Origin of the sequence: Falsiroseomonas sp. (assembly GCF_030695085.1) — a bacterium.
GTDB lineage: Bacteria > Pseudomonadota > Alphaproteobacteria > Acetobacterales > Acetobacteraceae > Falsiroseomonas.
On the sequence record NZ_JAUYTS010000240.1, the window covers coordinates 1 to 16348 of the forward strand.

Below are 16348 nucleotides of genomic sequence, written 5' to 3' on the forward strand. Positions count from 1 at the left end.
CCATCCGCCGCACGATGCCGGCGGCCGCTTCGACGGCCCCGTGCCGCGCGCGGAGCATGAGGCGGCGCATTGGGAGAAGGAAGCGGATGCGATCCGCATGCTGCTGTCGGATGCGAAGCGCCGCCTGTTCACCACGGATGAAAGCCGCCGCGTGCAGGAGCAGCTCGACGCCGAGACCTATTGGGCGATGCCGTATTACGAACGCTGGATTCTCGCCTTCTCAAGCCTGCTGATCGAGAAGGGCATCGTGACGGAAGCCGCGGTGCTGGCGGAGGAACAGCGCCTGCGCGATGCCGGGCTGGACGTGGTGGAAGCGCACCACAACCAGCACGACGATCACGGTCATGATCACGACCATGACCACGAACACCACCCCTATCAGCAAGACCATGACGCGGCGGAGGAACGGCTTTCCCCGCTGCGCCTGCGCGGGGTCGCCATGCGGAACCTGCTGCTGGCCGAGGGCGTGCTGACGGCGGCGGAGATCCGGGAGGAGATTGCGCGGATGGATGCGCGCAGCCCGCATAACGGCACCGCCATCGTCGTGCGCGCCTGGACCGATGCCGCCTATGCGCAGCGCCTGGCGGAGGATGCGGTGGCCGCGGCGGCGGAGCTCGGGCTGGATGCGGCGGGCACGAAGCTCGCCGCGCTGTTCAACACGGATACGCGCCACCACCTGGTCGTCTGCACGCTGTGTTCCTGCTACCCGCGCAGCATCCTCGGCCGCCCACCCGCCTGGTACAAAAGCCGCGCCTACCGTGCCCGGGCCGTGCGGGACCCGCGCGGCATCCTCGCTGAATTCGGCACCACCCTGCCGCCGGGCGTGGAGCTGCGCGTGCACGACAGCAATGCGGAGCTGCGCTACCTGGTGGTGCCGAAGCGCCCGGCCGGCACCGAAGGCTGGGACGCCGGGCGGCTGGCAACGCTGGTGACGCGCGACGGCATGATCGGCGTCACCGAAGTTTAGTCACTCCGCCGCGCGCGGCATGGCGAAGCGCGATTCCAATTCGCGCTCGACATAGTCCAGGCTCTCGACATCGGCGAACTTCATGTCGAGGTCGAACAGGTTGGCCCGATGCGCGCTCGGGCTGCGGTCGCCGCAGGCCTGCTCCACCAGCACGGTGCGGAAATTGTGGGAGAAGGCGTCCATCGCCCCGGCCCGCACGCAACCGCTGGTGGAAACGCCGCAGATGATGACGGTGTCCACCTCATCATAGCGCAGGAAGGCCTCCAGCGGCGTCGCGAAGAAGCAGGAGGGCTTGTTCTTCATCACCACCCGGTCCTGCTCGCGCGGCGCATAGGCCTCCGGCCATTCATCGGCGCGCGGGTCGCGGCTGTACTGGTAGTCATTCGCGGTGCCGAGCTTCAGGTTCCAGATGCCGCGATAGCTGGGATGCGTGCGGTCATCGCGGCGGCTGTAGTAGATTGGCAGGTCGAGGCGCCGGAACAGCGCGGTCAGCCGGGTCAGCGCCGCGATCAGCGCCGGGTCTTCCCGGCCGCATTGCGAATAGGCCGGATCGACGAACATGTAGGTGGTATCGATGTTCAGCAGCGCCGGACGGCGGCCGATGCCGATGCGGCGCGCGAAGCCGCCCTTGCGGTAGGTCTCCAGCTCATCATCCGGCACGAAGCCGCGCCACTTCGCCAGCTTTTCCAGTTCTTCGGTCATCATCGTGTCCTCCATTGCCGCGGGACGGTCGCGAAGGGGCGCGCGCGCGTCAAGCGGTGGCTCAATCAGACAGCTTCAGCGCAACGATCCCGCTCAGGATCAGCGCGATGCCGGCCAGCCGCCCCAGATTCGCCGACTCGCCCAGCAGCCAGATGCCGAAGAAGGCGGTGCCGACCGCGCCGATCCCGGTCCAGATCGCATAGGCGGTGCCGATCGGCAGCGCCTTCAGCGCCAGCGCCAGGAACCAGAAGCTGACCGCCATGGCGCCGATGGTCAGCACGGAGGGCCAGAGCCGGGTGAAGCCCTGGGTCTGCTTCAGCCCCATTGCCCAGCCGATCTCCATCAACCCGGCCAAGACCAGATAGACCCACGCCATGAGGACCCTCCATGAATAGGAGGTGTTTAGGGCGTCACGGGCGCCGGGTCATCTGCCGCGAGCCGCGCCGTATCCGACGACGGCTGGGGCGGCTGGGCCGCCAGCAGCCCGCGCCTGACGGCAGATGCCACCTCCGCACGATGCGTCAGGTTCACCAGCATGGCCTGGTAGGGCGCGGAGGAGACCGCGATCTGCCCGCGGAAGGGCCGGTCCATCAGGAAAACGAAGGCCACCAGCGCCGCCACGCCGGCGGCCTGGATCGCCAGCATCAGCAGCACATGCGGCTTCGGCGGGTACAGCGCGCCGGTGGCCAGAAGCAGCAGCATCAGCAGGCGGATCAGGGTCCAGAAGGCGCCCGGCAGCGCATCCTCCGCATGGCGCAGGCGTTCCTCTCGCGCCGTGTCCAACTGCTCCAGGTTCTGCAGCAGGTCTTGCGCCATGACATCCGTGAGGCCGGCGGCGGTGACGTAGCCGGCATGTTCCAGCGCCTCCGCCAGGCGCTGGGTCTCCGCATTGCGGCCGTTCAGGGCCATGTCGGGAAATTCGGCTGCGATGATGCTGCGGACGTAGCCAACCAGCCCGGCATGCAGGGACACCCCCTCCGCCCCCAGCCGCACCGCCTGCCGCCCCATGCCGCCGATCGCCGCCACTTCCTCCGCCACCACGCGCTGCGCCTCGGCCTGCTGGGTGCGGGCCTGGATGGCGCAGAAGGCGAGGGTGAGGGTGAGGGCGGAAACCACGGCGGCGGTGGTCCGCAGCGCCATGTCCACATGGGTCTTGTTGTCGGGCAGGTTCAGCAAAGGGGCGATGGCGCGGCAGGCCAGCGCCGCCAGGGCGGCCGCACCCAGCATGAACGTCGCATAGACCGCGGCTTCCGGCAGGTCGTACAGCATGAGGGGTGGGGTGATCAGGGGGGTGGACAAGGCGGCCTCCGGCTGGGGCCGCAGTGTCGGCGCGCAAGGCTTGACCCTTGGTTAGCGGAGATCCGCCCGTCGCAGCCGCCGCCACCCCGGCGACAATGGCAATCGTTTTGTGTATGCTGGCCGGCGAGCCCGTAGACTTTGCAGGAAGACCGCAGCCGCATGTCGCGCGACAGCCAGATTGTCCGTATCCACCGCCAGCCGAAATCCGCCATGCAATCCGGCCGCGCCGGCGCCGGGCAATGGCTGCTTGAATTCGCACCGGCGGAGCCGAAGCGGCTGGACCCGCTCACCGGCTGGCCCGGTTCGGGCGATACCAAGGGCCAGGTGAAGCTGCGCTTCGCCACCGCCGAGGCCGCCATCGCCTATGCCGAACAGCAGGGCTGGCGTTATGAGGTGGCGATGCCGCCCGTGGTGCGCGCGGATATCAGGCCGAAGGCCTATGCCGATAACTTCAAGTTCGGCCGCGGCGAGAACTGGTCCCACTGACCCTGGTTTCGCACCCGTAGCTCAGCTGGATAGAGCATCGGATTTCTACTCCGTTGGTCGGGGGTTCGAATCCCTCCGGGTGCGCCAACATCTTCGCCGCCTTTGCCCCGCGCAGGCCTTCCAAACAAAGCCCGCGTTTGCGTCCGGGGTGCCCAGAGCAATGGCGTGTTCCAGGCCGGTCGCCGGTGAAGCCTGCCGCTTATCGCCACCGCATAGGGCGGGCCGGAGACTGAATTGCATACCGGGCCGGATCAGTCTGCCGCCCGAGGCAAGTTCCATCCATTGGCGCGGAGCACGCCCCAGGCCCTGGCTTTGCAGGATTGGCGCAACCCTGGTCGCGAGGCCCGGCGCTGGCGCCGCGGCAATCGGGTCTTCCGCCGGGAATGCCGCAGATGCTGCCGGACCAGGTCGTCACATCCCGCGCCGCGACCCTTGTAATCTCCACATCCGTGAACAACGCCGACCACATTCCCAATTTATGTGGCATCGCGGCGTTGCGGTGCGTCGATTGTATTCCGAACAGATCGGATGATCCAGGCGCCTAATTCCGCAGTGCACCGCGTTTCAAATAGGCGGGGCGCCAGGTTTACAAACTGTGTCGAAAGGCTAACGCCGGGCCAAACAGGGCGTGATCACGGGAATGAGCCCTTGCCGAATCGGCGCCGGCGGAATAATCGGCAATGGGAAACTTATGGCTAGGAAGCACCACCATGGCGACGAAATCTTCTTTCGACCTTGATTCGATGAGCGTGACGGAACTGACCGCGCTGATCGTTGCGGCAGAAGAAAAGCGTAAAGAGAAGTTGGAGGATGCGAAAATCGCCCTGATGGAGGAGTTTTCCCGGAAGGCGGCCGAACTCGGCGTAACGGTGAATGAGCTCTATGGCCGCGCGGCGGAAACTGCGGCGCCGCGCGCCCGCAAGCCGCGCAAGGATGCCGGACAGCCGGCCGGCGTGAAGTACCGCGGCCCGCTCGGCCAGACCTGGTCCGGCCGCGGGCGCCGCCCTGGCTGGCTGAACGAGGCGCTGGCCCAGGGCAAGGGCGTAGGCGATTTCCTGGCCTGAGGCACCGACACGCCTGCCGCCCCGGAACGGGGCGGCAACAGCGCCGTCAGAAATAGCGCGCAGCATCAGGTTTTTTTCTGGCGGCGCTCCAGGGCAGATTCTTTTCCTTTCCGGCAGCGCGGGAACACACAAGCGCCGCGGCCATGTGCCGCACGCATGCACGATCCCGTGGCGGGCGGGAAGATGGCCGCCGCATGGCTGGAATCGGTCTTCGGAATAGCCTTATCGTCTTGTCGAGGGCCTCCTGCGGGGCGGCCCGTGACAAAGAGGAAGGTGACGCCATGACAATCCAGCTCGGCCAGACGGCCCCGGATTTCGAGGCCGAGACGACCCAGGGCCGGATCCGCTTCCATGAATGGCTCGGCGAATCCTGGGGCGTATTGTTCAGCCATCCGAAGGATTTTACCCCGGTCTGCACCACGGAACTGGGCGAGGCCGCGCGCCTCAAGCCGGAATTCGACAAGCGTGGTGTCAAGATCATCGGTCTTTCCGTGGACGATCTCGATCGCCATGCGGGGTGGGAGGCGGATATCGCCGACACGCAAGGCCATGCGGTGAATTTCCCGATGATCGCCGATCCGGAAAAAAAGATCTCCGCGCTCTATGGCATGGTGCATCCGGAAGCCGACCCCGCCATCACCGTGCGGACCGTCTTCGTCATCGACCCGGCGAAGAAGGTGCGGCTGTTCATGGTCTATCCGCCCAGCACCGGCCGCAACTTCGATGAGATCATCCGGGTGATCGACAGCCTGCAGATGACGGACGGCAAGAAGGTGGCCACCCCGGTCAACTGGCAGCCCGGTGACCGCGCCATCATCCCGCCCTCGATCTCCGACGAACAGGCCAAGACGCTGTTCCCGCAGGGGTGGGAGGAAGAGCGGCCCTATCTCCGCTGGGTCGAGGTGAAGGCCTGACCGCGGTGGGGCGCATCGCCGATGGCTTCTGGGGCGCGGTCGGCGATACGCCGCTGATCCGCCTGCGGCGTGCCTCGGAAGCCACCGGCTGCGAAATCCTCGGCAAGGCGGAATTCATGAACCCGGGCGGCAGCGTGAAGGACCGCGCCGCGCTCGGCATTCTCCGCGCCGCCATGGCGGATGGGCGCCTGGTGCCTGGCCAGCCGGGCACCATCGTCGAAGGCACCGCCGGCAATACCGGTATCGGCATCGCGCTCGCCGCCAATGCCATGGGCTGGCGCAGCGTGATTGTGGTGCCGGAAACCCAGTCGCGGGAAAAGCTGGACTATCTGCGGATGATCGGCGCCGATCTGCGCGCGATTCCGGCCAAGCCGTTCAGCGATCCGGGCAATTACGTCCACGTCTCGAAACGGCTGGCGGAGGAGCAGGGCGCCGTCTGGGCCAACCAGTTCGACAATCTGGCCAACGCCCAAGCGCATGAGGAAACCACCGGTCCCGAAATCTGGAACCAGACCGGCGGCCGCGTGGATGCCTTCACCTGCGCCTGCGGCACCGGCGGCACGCTGGCCGGCGTGGCCCGCGCGTTGAAGGCGCGCAAGCCCGGCGTGCGGATCGTGCTGGCCGATCCCGGCGGCTCCGGCCTGCTGGACTGGGTGAAGACCGGCACGCCCCGGGCCGAGGGCACCTCCATCACCGAAGGCATCGGCCAGGCCGCCCGCGCCCCCGGCAACCTCGCCCAGGCGCGCGAGTTGATCGACGACGCCATCCGCATCGAGGACCCCGAGATGCTGGAGCAGGTCTTCGACCTGCAGGCGCATGAGGGCATTTCGGTCGGCGGCAGCGCCGGGCTGAATGTGGCCGCCGCCATCCGCGTGGCGCGCGACCTCGGGCCCGGGCACACCGTGGTGACCATCCTGTGCGATGGCGCCGCGCGCTACCAATCCAAGCTGTTCAATCCTGGCTTCCTGCGCGAGCGTGGCCTGCCCACGCCGCCCTGGCTGGAGTGACCGCCGATGGCGCTCGAGATCATGGAGCTGGCCCGCACCATCCGCGCCCGCGACCCGGCGCGGCCGAGCTGGGCGGAGGCGATGCTGTGCTACGCCGGGCTGCACGCGGTGCTGTGGCACAGGCTGTCGCATGGGCTTTGGCGACTCGGCCTGCCGGCCGCGGCGCGGTTTTCCTCGCATCTGGCGCGCTGGCTGACGGGCATCGAGATCCATCCCGGCGCCCGGATCGGCCGGCGCCTGTTCATCGACCACGGCATGGGCGTGGTGATCGGCGAGACGGCCGAGATCGGCGATGACGTGCTGATCTATCACGGCGTGACCCTCGGCGGGCTCTCCGGCCAGCCGGGCAAGCGGCACCCGACGCTGGAGAACCAGGTCACCATCGGTGCCGGCGCGCAGGTGCTGGGTCCGATCCGGATCGGGCGTGGCGCGCGGGTTGGCGCCAATGCGGTGGTGGTGGCGCCGGTGGCGCCGGGCTGCACCGTGGTCGGCATTCCGGCCCGCCCACCCCGCGGGCAACCCTGCCAGGACCCCTCGATCGGCTATGGCCTGGGCGCTGCCGTGGATGAGGACCCGGTGGGCGAACAAATCGCCGCGCTGCGGGCGGAGCTGGTCGCGCTGCGCAGCGAGATGGCCGCGTTGCGGACGCAGCAGCGGGAGGGGGCCAGGGAGGGAGAATGCCAGGGAGTCTGACCCCGGCTTGACGCTGCCCGGCCCTGGGACGAGCCTTCGGCCCCTCACGGGATAAGGAAACGCCGCGCATGACCGAGGAAAACCCCGTTCTGGTGACCAGGGACGGACCGGTGGTGCGTGCCGTGCTGAACCGCCCGCATCGCCGCAACGCCATGAGCCAGGCGCTGGTGGAGGCGCTGGACAGGCTGCTGGCGGAACTGAAGGCAGATACCAGCATCCGCGTCCTGGTGATCTCGGGCGCCGGCGGCCATTTCTGCGCCGGGCTGGATCTGACGGAGGTCGGCGCCGTCGAATCGCCGGAAGACAAGCTGGCCCGCCAGCAGGCCCGCAACCAGAAGACCGGCGCCCGCTTCGCCGCCATCGCGGAACTGCCCCAGGTGGTGATCGCGGCGGTGCAGGGCGCGGCCTATGCCGGCGGGCTGGGCTTCGTGACCTCCGCCGATATCTGCCTCGCATCCGCCGATGCCCGCTTTTCCGCGCCCGAGGTGCGGCGCGGGCTGGTGCCGGCGCAGATCCTGCCCTGGCTGGTGCGCCGGATGGGGCGGAGCGAGGCCGCGCGGCTGTGCCTGCAAGGCCATGTGATGGAGGCCGAGGAAGCCGCGCGTACCGGGTTGATCCATCAGGTTCTGCCGGATGCGGCGGCGCTGGAAGCGGCCGTGCAGGCGACCATCGCGGATATCCTCCAGGGCGCCCCCGGTGCGCTGGCGGAGACCAAGGCGCTGCTTGCCGCCCTCGGTCCGGTTTCGCCGCCCGCCTATGCCGAGGCCGGCGCCCAGAGCTTCGCCCGCCGCGCCGCCAGCCCGGAGGCCGAGGAGGGCATCGCCAGCTTCAAGCAGCGCCGCAAGCCGAGCTGGATGTTGAGTTAGAGTGTGATCGTCTGAGGCGGAATCGCCGAAAGACGTGAATCACACGATAAAACAATAGGCTAGAGTCTGTCAGGCGCTTCTATCTGCGCCTGACAGACTCCAGGACAGGGAGAAGCCGCCATGACCGCCTGCATCATCGGCTGGGCGCATACGCCCTTCGGCAAACTCGATGACCCGGATATCGAGAGCCTGTTCGGCCGCGTCGCCCGCGCCGCGATCGAGGATGCGGGGATCGGCGCGGCGGAGGTCGATGGTGCCTTCGTCGGTGTCTTCAATGGTGGCTTCTCGAAGCAGGATTTCTTCGCCTCCCTGCTGCTGCAATCGGTGCCGGAACTGCGTTTCAAGCCGACCACGCGGTACGAGAATGCCTGCGCCACCGGCTCCGCTGCCATCCATGGCGCGCTGGATTTCCTGGCCGCCGGGCGCGGCCGCTTCGCCCTGGTGGTGGGGGCGGAGAAGATGACGGCAACACCGGGGCCGCAGATCGGCGACATCCTGCTGGGTGCGTCCTACCGCAAGGACGAGGGCGAGATTCCGGCGGGCTTCGCCGGCGTCTTCGGCCGCATCGCCGAAAGCTATTTCCAGCGCCATGGCGACCAATCCGACGCGCTGGCCGCGATTGCGGCCAAGAACCACAAGAACGGGGTGGCGAACCCCTATGCGCAGATGCGGAAGGACCTCGGCTTCGCCTTCTGCCGCGCTGAATCTGAAAGAAATCCCTTCGTCGCCCCGCCGCTGAAGCGCACCGATTGCTCGCTGGTCTCCGATGGCGCCGCCGCGCTGATCCTGGCCGATGAGGAAACGGCGCGCGGCATGGCCAAGGCGGTGCGCTTCCGCGCCGCGGTGCAGGCGACGGATTTGATGCCCATCGCGCAGCGCGACGTGATCCGCTTCGAGGGGGCGCGCGCCGCCTGGGGCCAGGCGCTCGGCCAGGCCGGAATGGCACTGTCCGACCTGTCATTCGTCGAGACGCATGACTGCTTCACCGTGGCGGAGCTCATCGAATACGAGGCGATGGGCCTGGTGCCGGAGGGGCAGGGTGCCCGCGCCGCGCTGGAGGGCTGGACCGCCAAGGATGGCCGCCTGCCGGTGAACCCCTCCGGCGGTCTGAAATCCAAGGGCCACCCGATCGGCGCCACCGGGGTTTCCATGCATGTGCTGGCGGCGATGCAGCTCACCGGCACGGCGGGCGACATGCAATTGCCGAAGGCGGACCGCGCCGGGGTGTTCAACATGGGCGGCGCCGCGGTGGCGAATTACTGCTCCATTCTGGAGCGCGTCGGGTAGCGCTCAGGCCGGGACCAGGATGCAGACGGCGGCCTGGGCGGCAATGCCCTCGCCGCGACCGGGAAAACCCAGGCGTTCCGTGGTGGTCGCCTTGACGGAAATGCGGTCCAGCGGCGCGCCGAGCAGGGCGGCAAGGCGCTCCCGCATCGCCGTGGCATGCGGGGTGATCTTCGGGCGCTCGCAGATCAGCGTCACATCCGCATTCGCCAGCACCCCGCCACGGGCGGCGATGCGGCCGGCGGCGTGGGTCAGGAAGCGGGCGCTGTCGGCATCCTTCCACCGCGCTTCACTCGGCGGGAACCAGCGGCCGATATCGCCTTCCGCCAGCGCGCCATAGATCGCATCGCACAGCGCGTGCAGGCCGACATCGGCATCCGAATGGCCGTCCAGCCCCATCGGGCCGGGGATGGTGACGCCGCACAGCACCATGGGGCGGCCGGGCACCAGGCGATGCACGTCGAAGCCGGTGCCGACGCGCGGGATCAAGTTGGGGGTCAGGGCGGCCTCCATGCGGGCCAGGTCTTCCGGCCAGGTGATCTTGATGTTCTGCTCGTGCCCCGGCACCAGCGCCACCGCCATCCCGGCGGCTTCCAGAAGCTGCGCGTCATCCGTCGCCTCCGCCGTCGCGGCGCGATGCGCGGCCAGCAGGTCGGGGTAGCGGAAGGCCTGGGGCGTCTGGGCGCGGAACAGGCCGGCGCGGGGCACCGTGGATTCGATGCGGCCATGGGCGCCGCGCTTCAGCGTATCCGTCACCGGCTGGGCGGGAATGGCGCCCGGATGGGCGGCCAGGGCGGTGCGCAGGGCGGCGATGGTGCCGGGCGGGACCACCGGGCGGGCCGCGTCATGCACCAGCACCAGGGCAGGGGGCTTGGCCGCCAGCGCCTCCAGCCCCGCGCGCACGCTGTCCTGGCGGGTGGCGCCGCCGGCGATGGGGGGCAGGCAGGGCAGGCCTTCCAGCATGGCGGCGACCAGGCCGAGCGAATCCGCCGCGCAGACGGGCAGGATGGCGTCCACCCCACCGTCGCGCAGCAGCGCTTCCGCGGCATGGCGCAGCACCGGCTTGCCGGCCAGGGTCAGGAACTGCTTGGGTCGGTCGGCGCCGAAGCGGCTGCCGCTGCCCGCGGCCATCAGAAGGGCGATGCATTGCATGGGCTGGAAACTAGCCGAGGGCCTGGCATCGGCCCAGGGGTGCACGCAGTGCCGGAATAAGTGGCATCCCAGCGGCAGGCCACATGCTTCGCATTGCCGAAAGGCGTGACGCCCCTTATCTTGCCCAAATCATGAGCATCACCATCCCTTCGACCGACCCACATGGCGGCATGAGCCGGCTGCGCCCGATCGACCTTGGCGGTGTGGTGATCCAGACGCCGGTGATCCTGGCGCCGATGTCCGGCGTCACGGACCTGCCCTTCCGGCGCCTGGCCCGCGCCCAGGGCACCGGGCTGGTGGTGAGCGAGATGATCGCCTCCAACGCCATGGTGCGGGAAAATCGGACCACGCTGAAGATGGTGGAGGTCGATGGCGCCGGGTCCTCCACCCAATTGGCCGGCTGCGACCCGGCGGTGATGGCGGAGGCGGCGAAGCTGGTGGTGCAGCATGGCGCCAGCATCGTGGACATCAATTTCGGCTGCCCGGTGAAGAAGGTGGCGCTCGGCCAATCCGCCGGCTCCGCGCTGATGCGCGATGAGATCGGCGCGGCGCGAATTCTGGAGGCGGTGGTGAAGGCAGTCTCGGTCCCCGTCACGCTGAAGATGCGGATGGGCTGGGACCATCAGTCGCTGAACGCGCCGAAGCTGGCGCGCATCGCCCAGGAATGCGGCATCCGCATGGTCACGGTACATGGCCGCACCCGGCAGATGTTCTACAACGGCACGGCGGATTGGGCCTTCGTCGCGCAGGTGAAGGCGGCGGTGGACCTCCCGGTCATCGTCAATGGCGACATCCTGACCCCGCAGGACGCCGCTGAGGCCCTGCGGCAATCCGGCGCGGATGGCGTGATGATCGGCCGCGGCTGCTATGGGCGCCCCTGGCTGCCGAAGCAGGTGGCCGACTACCTGGCCACCGGCATCCTGCCGCCGGAGCCGGACCTCATCACCCAATACCGGACCCTGCTGGCGCATTACCACGCCATGCTGGACCACCATGGCCGCGACCCGGGCATGCGCCTCGCACGCAAGCACGTATCCTGGTATTCCAAAGGCCTGCACGGATCGGCTGAGTTCCGAGCGGAGGTCAATCGCACGGATTCAGTTGAGGCTGTGCTGGCGCTGATCGACCGGTTCTACCTGCCTCTGATCGAACGCGGCACCGAGGAGCGGCTGGCCGCATGAGGGCCACCGCCCTGACCCGCGCCGCCCGCGCGCTGCGTCTGCCGCTGCCGGCCGCACCGGTGGCCCTGCCGGATTCCGTGGCGGTGCTGGGCGCCCTGCCGATCGCCGCCGTGGTGCTGGATGCGGAGGACCGCTTCCGCTTCGCCAACCCGGCGGCGGAGCTGTTCTTCCAGCACTCGGCCGCCTCGCTGCAGGCCCATTCGCTGCGCGAATTGCTGCCCGGCGACCACCGGCTTTTCGCCATGCTGGCGCAGGTGCGACTGCATGATGCGCCGGTTTCGGACCACGATCTGGCGCTGGAAAGCCCCAGGCTGCGACGCCTCGGCGTGGCCGCCCATGGCGCGCCGCTGCCGGAAATGCCGGGTGGGGTCGTGCTGACGCTGCAGGATGGCTCCACCGCGCAGATGCTGGACCGCCAGTTGAATTTCCGCGGCGCCGCGCGCAGCGCCTCCGCCATGGCCGCTATGCTCGCCCACGAAGTCAAGAACCCGCTTTCCGGCATCCGCGGCGCGGCCCAGCTTCTGGAACAGGGCGCCAGCGAGGGCGACCGGGAATTGTGCCTGCTGATCCAGGACGAGGTGGACCGCATCCGCAACCTGGTGGAGCGGATGGACATGTTCTCCGAACGCCCGGTGGAACAGGCCGAGGTGAACATCCATGAGGTGCTGGACCATGTCCGCCGCATCGCGCTGTCCGGCTTCGCGGCGCATCTGAAGATCCACCAGGAATACGATCCGTCCCTGCCGCCGGTCTGGGGCAACCGGGACCTGTTGATCCAGATCCTGCTGAATTTGGTGAAGAACGCGGCAGAAGCCGTTGATTCACGTGATGGGGAGATTTGGCTCGGCACCGGCTACCACCACGGCGTCCGCATCGCGGTCCCCGGCAGCCAGGAACGGGTGGACCTGCCCTTGCAGGTCGTGGTGCGGGACAATGGCCCCGGCATTCCGGATCAGGTCCGCGCCACGCTGTTCGAGCCTTTCGTCACGACGAAGCGGGGCGGGCAGGGGCTTGGCCTGGCCCTCGTCGCCAAGCTGGTGGCCGACCAGGGCGCGTTGATTGAATGCGATACGCGCCCCGGCCGCACCGCCTTCCGCCTGTCCCTGCCCGTCCCGCCGCCCAATCCCCGCCGAACCGGAGTTGCCGCATGAATGACGTTGCCGCGGTCTCCGCCACCACCCGGACCATCCTGATCGCCGATGACGACCGGGCGATCCGAACCGTTCTGTCCCAGGCACTTGGACGGTCGGGCTACCATGTCCGCGCAACATCTTCCGCCGCCACCTTGTGGCGCTGGGTGGAGGATGGGGAAGGTGACCTGGTGATCACCGATGTGATCATGCCGGATGAGAATGGTCTGGACCTGGTGCCGCGCATCCGCCGGGTGCGGCCCGATCTGCGCGTTGTGGTGATGTCCGCGCAATCCACCTTCTCGACCGCGCTGAAGGCGACCCAGCGCGGCGCCTTCGATTATCTGCCCAAGCCCTTCGATCTGAAGGAATTGCTGGCCGTCGTTGGCCGCGCCCTGGCGGCGCCGAGCCAGCCCTCGGTGGCCGAGGCGGAGGAGCCGGAGGAGCGTTTGCCGCTGGTTGGTCGCTCGGCCGCCATGCAGGAGATCTACCGGACGGTCGCCCGCCTCACCACCACCGACCTGACCGTGATGATCACGGGCGAATCCGGCACCGGCAAGGAGCTTGTCGCCCGGGCGCTGCATGACTACGGCCGCCGCCGCAGTGGCCCCTTCGTCGCCATCAACATGGCCGCGATTCCGCGCGAGCTGATTGAATCGGAGTTGTTCGGTCATGAACGCGGCGCCTTCACCGGCGCGCTGAACCGCGGCGTCGGGCGCTTCGAGCAAGCGGCCGGCGGCACGCTGTTCCTCGACGAGATCGGCGACATGCCCTCCGAGGCGCAGACCCGGCTGCTGCGCGTGCTGCAGGAGGGCGAGTTCACCACCGTCGGCGGCCGCCAGCCGATCAAGGCCAATGTCCGCATCGTCGCGGCGACGCATCGCGACCTGCGGCAATCCATCCGCGGCGGCATGTTCCGCGAGGATCTGTTCTACCGCCTCAATGTGGTGCCGATCCGGCTGCCCCCGTTGCGGGAACGGCTGGAGGATATTCCCCTGCTGGCGCGCCACTTCCTGGAGCGCGCCCGCGCCGCCGGGCTGCCGCAGAAGCAGCTCGACCAGGGGGCGATGGACCGGCTGAAGCAGCATGCCTGGCCGGGCAATGCGCGCGAGCTGGAAAACCTGATGCGCCGGATGGCGGCGCTGTATCCGCAGGAGATCATCGGCGCCGATGCCGTCGGCTCCGAACTGGCGGAGGCCGCCGCCCCGCCGGAGGAAGGCCCCCGCGCGCCGGAGACGCTGGAACAGGCGGTGGAGCGGCATCTGGCCGGCTTCATGTCCGCGCATAAGGACGGCATGCCGATCCGTGACCTGTATGACCGGGTGCTGGCGGAGGTGGAGCGGCCCCTGCTGCGCCTGGCGCTGTCAGCCACCCGCGGCAACCAGATCAAGGCCGCGGCCATGCTCGGGCTGAACCGCAACACGCTGCGGAAGAAGCTGCGGGAGCTGGACCTGCCGGTGGTGCGGGGCCTGCCCTGACCTTTCGCGCGCGCCGCGCTATGGTGTCTGTCCAAACAAGAAGGGCGTGACGGCATTGGTCTGGCGGCGGATCGGCGACATTTTCTTCGGCCGCGCCACCACGCTCGGCCTGGCGATGACGGCCGTGCTGCTCGGCATCGCGACCTTCGTGCTGCTGGCCGGTGGCAGCCCCTTCGGGCCGACCAGCCCGGGGCAGATCGTCGCCGTGGTGCTGTGCAATGCCGGCGTGCTGCTGCTGCTGGCGGCCTCGCTGGTCTCCCGCCTGGTGCGCGTCTGGGCGGAACGGCGCCGTGGCAGTGCCGGCGCCCGTCTGCATGTGCGGCTGGTGACGCTGTTCGGCGGCGTCGCCGTGGTGCCGGCGCTGATCGTCGCGGCCTTTGCGGCGGTGTACTTCACCCTCGGGAACCAGGCCTGGTTCAGCGACCGGGTGCGATCGACTCTGGAGGCCTCGCTGGTGGCGTCCCGCGCCTGGATGGACCAGCACCGGGACGAGATCCGCGTCGATGCCCTGGCCATGGCCGCCGACCTCAACCGCGCCGCCCAGGTCTTCCTGCCCGACAACATGCCGGCCTTCGAGCGCCTGCTGGCGACCCAGACCTCGATCCGCGGGCTGACCGAGGCGGTGGTCTTCGAGCCTACCCTCGGCCGCGTCATGGCCGCCGCGGGCTTCACCCCCGGCGCGATGATCGAGCCGCCGCCCGGCTGGGCGCTGGAACAGGTGCGGCAGGGGGAGGTGGCGGTGGTGCCCGGCGAAACGGCCGCCCGCGTGCGCGCCGTGACCAGCCTCGATATCCCGCCCGGCCTGCTGCTGCTGATCGGGCGGCCGCTGGATGCCAGCGTGCTGGACCATATGCGGACCACGGAACTCGCCTTCCAGGAATATGACCAGCTCGACCGCAACCGCGGCAGCCTGCAGATCACCTTCGCGCTGATCTTCGCCTGCGCGGCGCTGCTGGTGCTGCTGGCCGCGGTGCTGGTGGGGCTGCTTTTCGCCAACCAGATGGCCCGCCCGATCTCCCGCCTGATCACCGCGGCCGAACGGGTCCGCGCTGGCGATCTGACCACGCGAGTGGAGGAAGGCACGCAGGATGACGAGCTTGCCAGCCTGTCCCGTGCCTTCAACCGCATGACCAGCCAGCTCTCGGCCCAGCGGGGCGAGCTGATGGAGGCCTACCGGCAGATCGACGAACGCCGCCGCTTCACCGAAACCGTGCTGTCCGGCGTCTCGGCCGGCGTGGTCGGGCTGGATGCGGAAGGCCGCATCAACCTGCCGAACCGCACCGCCAGCGAGTTGCTCGGCGTCGATCTGGATGCCGCCATCGGCCTGCCGCTGGCCGGCATCGCGCCCGAATTCTCCGCCCTGGTGGCGGAGGCGCGCGGCCAGCCGGATCGGGTCCGCACCGCCGAAATCCCGATCGGCCCGCCGGCGCATCGCCGCATGCTGATCGCGCGCATCGGCGCCGAGGGCCAGCCGGGCCGCGTCGCCGGCTTCGTGCTGACCTTCGACGACATCACGGAGCTGCAATCGGCCCAGCGCAAGGCCGCCTGGGCCGATGTGGCGCGCCGCATCGCGCATGAGATCAAGAACCCGCTGACCCCCATCATGCTGTCGGCGGAGCGGCTGAAGCGCAAATACCTGAAGGAGATCGCGAGCGACCCCGACACCTTCCGGATGCTGACGGACACCATCGTGCGCCAGGTGGGCGATATCGGCCGCATGGTGGATGAATTCTCGGCCTTCGCTCGCATGCCGCAGCCCGTCATCCGGCCGGACCGCCTGGACCAGGTGGTGCGGGAGGCGCTGGTGCTGCAGCAGGGGGCACACCCCGAAATCCGCTACGAGACGGCCATCCCAGGCAACCTGCCGCAACTGCCCATGGACCGCCGCCTGATCGGCCAGGCGCTGACCAATCTCCTGCAGAACGCGGCGGATGCGGTGGCCGCGGTGCCGCGCGAGGAAGGCGAGAAGGCGCATATCGGCCTGCGGGTCGAACCCGTGCCGGAAGGTTTCGCCGTGGTGGTGGAGGATGATGGCGTCGGCCTGCCGGATGGCGAGGATCGCGCGCGGCTCACGGAACCGTATGTCACCCATAAGGCGAAGGGCACGGGCCTCGGCCTTGCCATC

Annotated in this window: 16 protein-coding genes and 1 tRNA gene; 13 read left to right on the forward strand and 4 right to left on the reverse strand. The window is 68.9% G+C overall.

Going from position 1 to position 16348, the window contains the following annotated elements; all coding sequences use genetic code 11:
- A partial coding sequence (locus Q8S40_RS25045; protein WP_305672593.1) for a nitrile hydratase subunit alpha occupies nt 1-967 on the forward strand: 967 nt, incomplete at its 5' end.
- On the opposite strand, the gene Q8S40_RS25050 is transcribed toward Q8S40_RS25045, so the two are convergent.
- From Q8S40_RS25050 to Q8S40_RS25060, 3 genes are all read right to left on the reverse strand, one after another.
- Nucleotides 968-1669, reverse strand: a complete 702-nt coding sequence (locus Q8S40_RS25050) for an isochorismatase family protein (protein WP_304810352.1) — start codon at nt 1667-1669, stop codon at nt 968-970. It lies immediately after the preceding gene.
- Nucleotides 1670-1730: 61 nt separating this feature from the next.
- The gene (gene sugE, locus Q8S40_RS25055) at nt 1731-2045 is read right to left on the reverse strand and encodes a quaternary ammonium compound efflux SMR transporter SugE (protein WP_304810350.1); all 315 of its coding nucleotides are present in this window, start codon (nt 2043-2045) and stop codon (nt 1731-1733) included.
- A 26-nt stretch (nt 2046-2071) separates the two neighbouring features.
- Complete coding sequence (locus Q8S40_RS25060; RefSeq protein ID WP_305672594.1) at nt 2072-2968, reverse strand: DUF4239 domain-containing protein; 897 nt, start codon at nt 2966-2968, stop codon at nt 2072-2074.
- A gap of 159 nt (nt 2969-3127) precedes the next feature.
- Here Q8S40_RS25060 and Q8S40_RS25065 point away from each other — a divergent pair, with 159 nt between their 5' ends.
- From Q8S40_RS25065 to Q8S40_RS25100, 8 genes are all read left to right on the forward strand, one after another.
- A complete protein-coding gene (locus Q8S40_RS25065; protein ID WP_304810346.1) occupies nt 3128-3454 on the forward strand; it encodes an NADH dehydrogenase ubiquinone Fe-S protein 4 in 327 nt (108 codons plus the stop codon).
- Nucleotides 3455-3464: 10 nt separating this feature from the next.
- Nucleotides 3465-3541 (forward strand) — tRNA-Arg (locus Q8S40_RS25070).
- Nucleotides 3542-4164: 623 nt separating this feature from the next.
- Nucleotides 4165-4518 (forward strand): H-NS histone family protein, encoded by a 354-nt coding sequence (locus Q8S40_RS25075; RefSeq protein WP_305672595.1) that lies wholly within the window; start codon nt 4165-4167, stop codon nt 4516-4518.
- Nucleotides 4519-4799: 281 nt separating this feature from the next.
- Nucleotides 4800-5432, forward strand: a complete 633-nt coding sequence (locus tag Q8S40_RS25080; RefSeq protein ID WP_304810342.1) for a peroxiredoxin — start codon at nt 4800-4802, stop codon at nt 5430-5432.
- Nucleotides 5433-5437: 5 nt separating this feature from the next.
- Nucleotides 5438-6439 (forward strand): cysteine synthase A, encoded by a 1002-nt coding sequence (locus Q8S40_RS25085; protein ID WP_305672596.1) that lies wholly within the window; start codon nt 5438-5440, stop codon nt 6437-6439.
- Nucleotides 6440-6445: 6 nt separating this feature from the next.
- Nucleotides 6446-7132: a serine O-acetyltransferase gene (gene cysE / locus Q8S40_RS25090; RefSeq protein WP_305672597.1), complete on the forward strand. Its 687-nt coding sequence runs from the start codon at nt 6446-6448 to the stop codon at nt 7130-7132.
- 68 nt (nt 7133-7200) lie between these two features.
- Nucleotides 7201-7998: an enoyl-CoA hydratase/isomerase family protein gene (locus Q8S40_RS25095; RefSeq protein ID WP_305672598.1), complete on the forward strand. Its 798-nt coding sequence runs from the start codon at nt 7201-7203 to the stop codon at nt 7996-7998.
- Nucleotides 7999-8118: 120 nt separating this feature from the next.
- Entirely contained in the window at nt 8119-9285 is a 1167-nt protein-coding gene (locus tag Q8S40_RS25100) for an acetyl-CoA acetyltransferase (protein WP_305672599.1), read from the forward strand.
- 3 nt (nt 9286-9288) lie between these two features.
- On the opposite strand, the gene Q8S40_RS25105 is transcribed toward Q8S40_RS25100, so the two are convergent.
- Nucleotides 9289-10434, reverse strand: coding sequence for a bifunctional 2-C-methyl-D-erythritol 4-phosphate cytidylyltransferase/2-C-methyl-D-erythritol 2,4-cyclodiphosphate synthase (locus Q8S40_RS25105; protein WP_305672600.1), 1146 nt, complete (start codon nt 10432-10434; stop codon nt 9289-9291).
- 131 nt (nt 10435-10565) lie between these two features.
- On the opposite strand from Q8S40_RS25105, the gene dusB reads away from it, so the two are divergent.
- The 4 genes from dusB to Q8S40_RS25125 form a co-directional block, all read left to right on the forward strand.
- Entirely contained in the window at nt 10566-11615 is a 1050-nt protein-coding gene (gene dusB / locus Q8S40_RS25110) for a tRNA dihydrouridine synthase DusB (protein WP_305672601.1), read from the forward strand.
- Nucleotides 11612-12766: a nitrogen regulation protein NR(II) gene (locus Q8S40_RS25115; RefSeq protein ID WP_305672602.1), complete on the forward strand. Its 1155-nt coding sequence runs from the start codon at nt 11612-11614 to the stop codon at nt 12764-12766. Before dusB ends, Q8S40_RS25115 begins: the two co-directional genes overlap by 4 nt.
- The gene (gene ntrC / locus Q8S40_RS25120) at nt 12763-14223 is read left to right on the forward strand and encodes a nitrogen regulation protein NR(I) (RefSeq protein ID WP_304810326.1); all 1461 of its coding nucleotides are present in this window, start codon (nt 12763-12765) and stop codon (nt 14221-14223) included. Before Q8S40_RS25115 ends, ntrC begins: the two co-directional genes overlap by 4 nt.
- Nucleotides 14224-14269: 46 nt before the next feature.
- Nucleotides 14270-16348 (forward strand): PAS domain-containing sensor histidine kinase (locus Q8S40_RS25125; RefSeq protein ID WP_305672603.1); only part of this gene is annotated, 2079 nt, incomplete at its 3' end.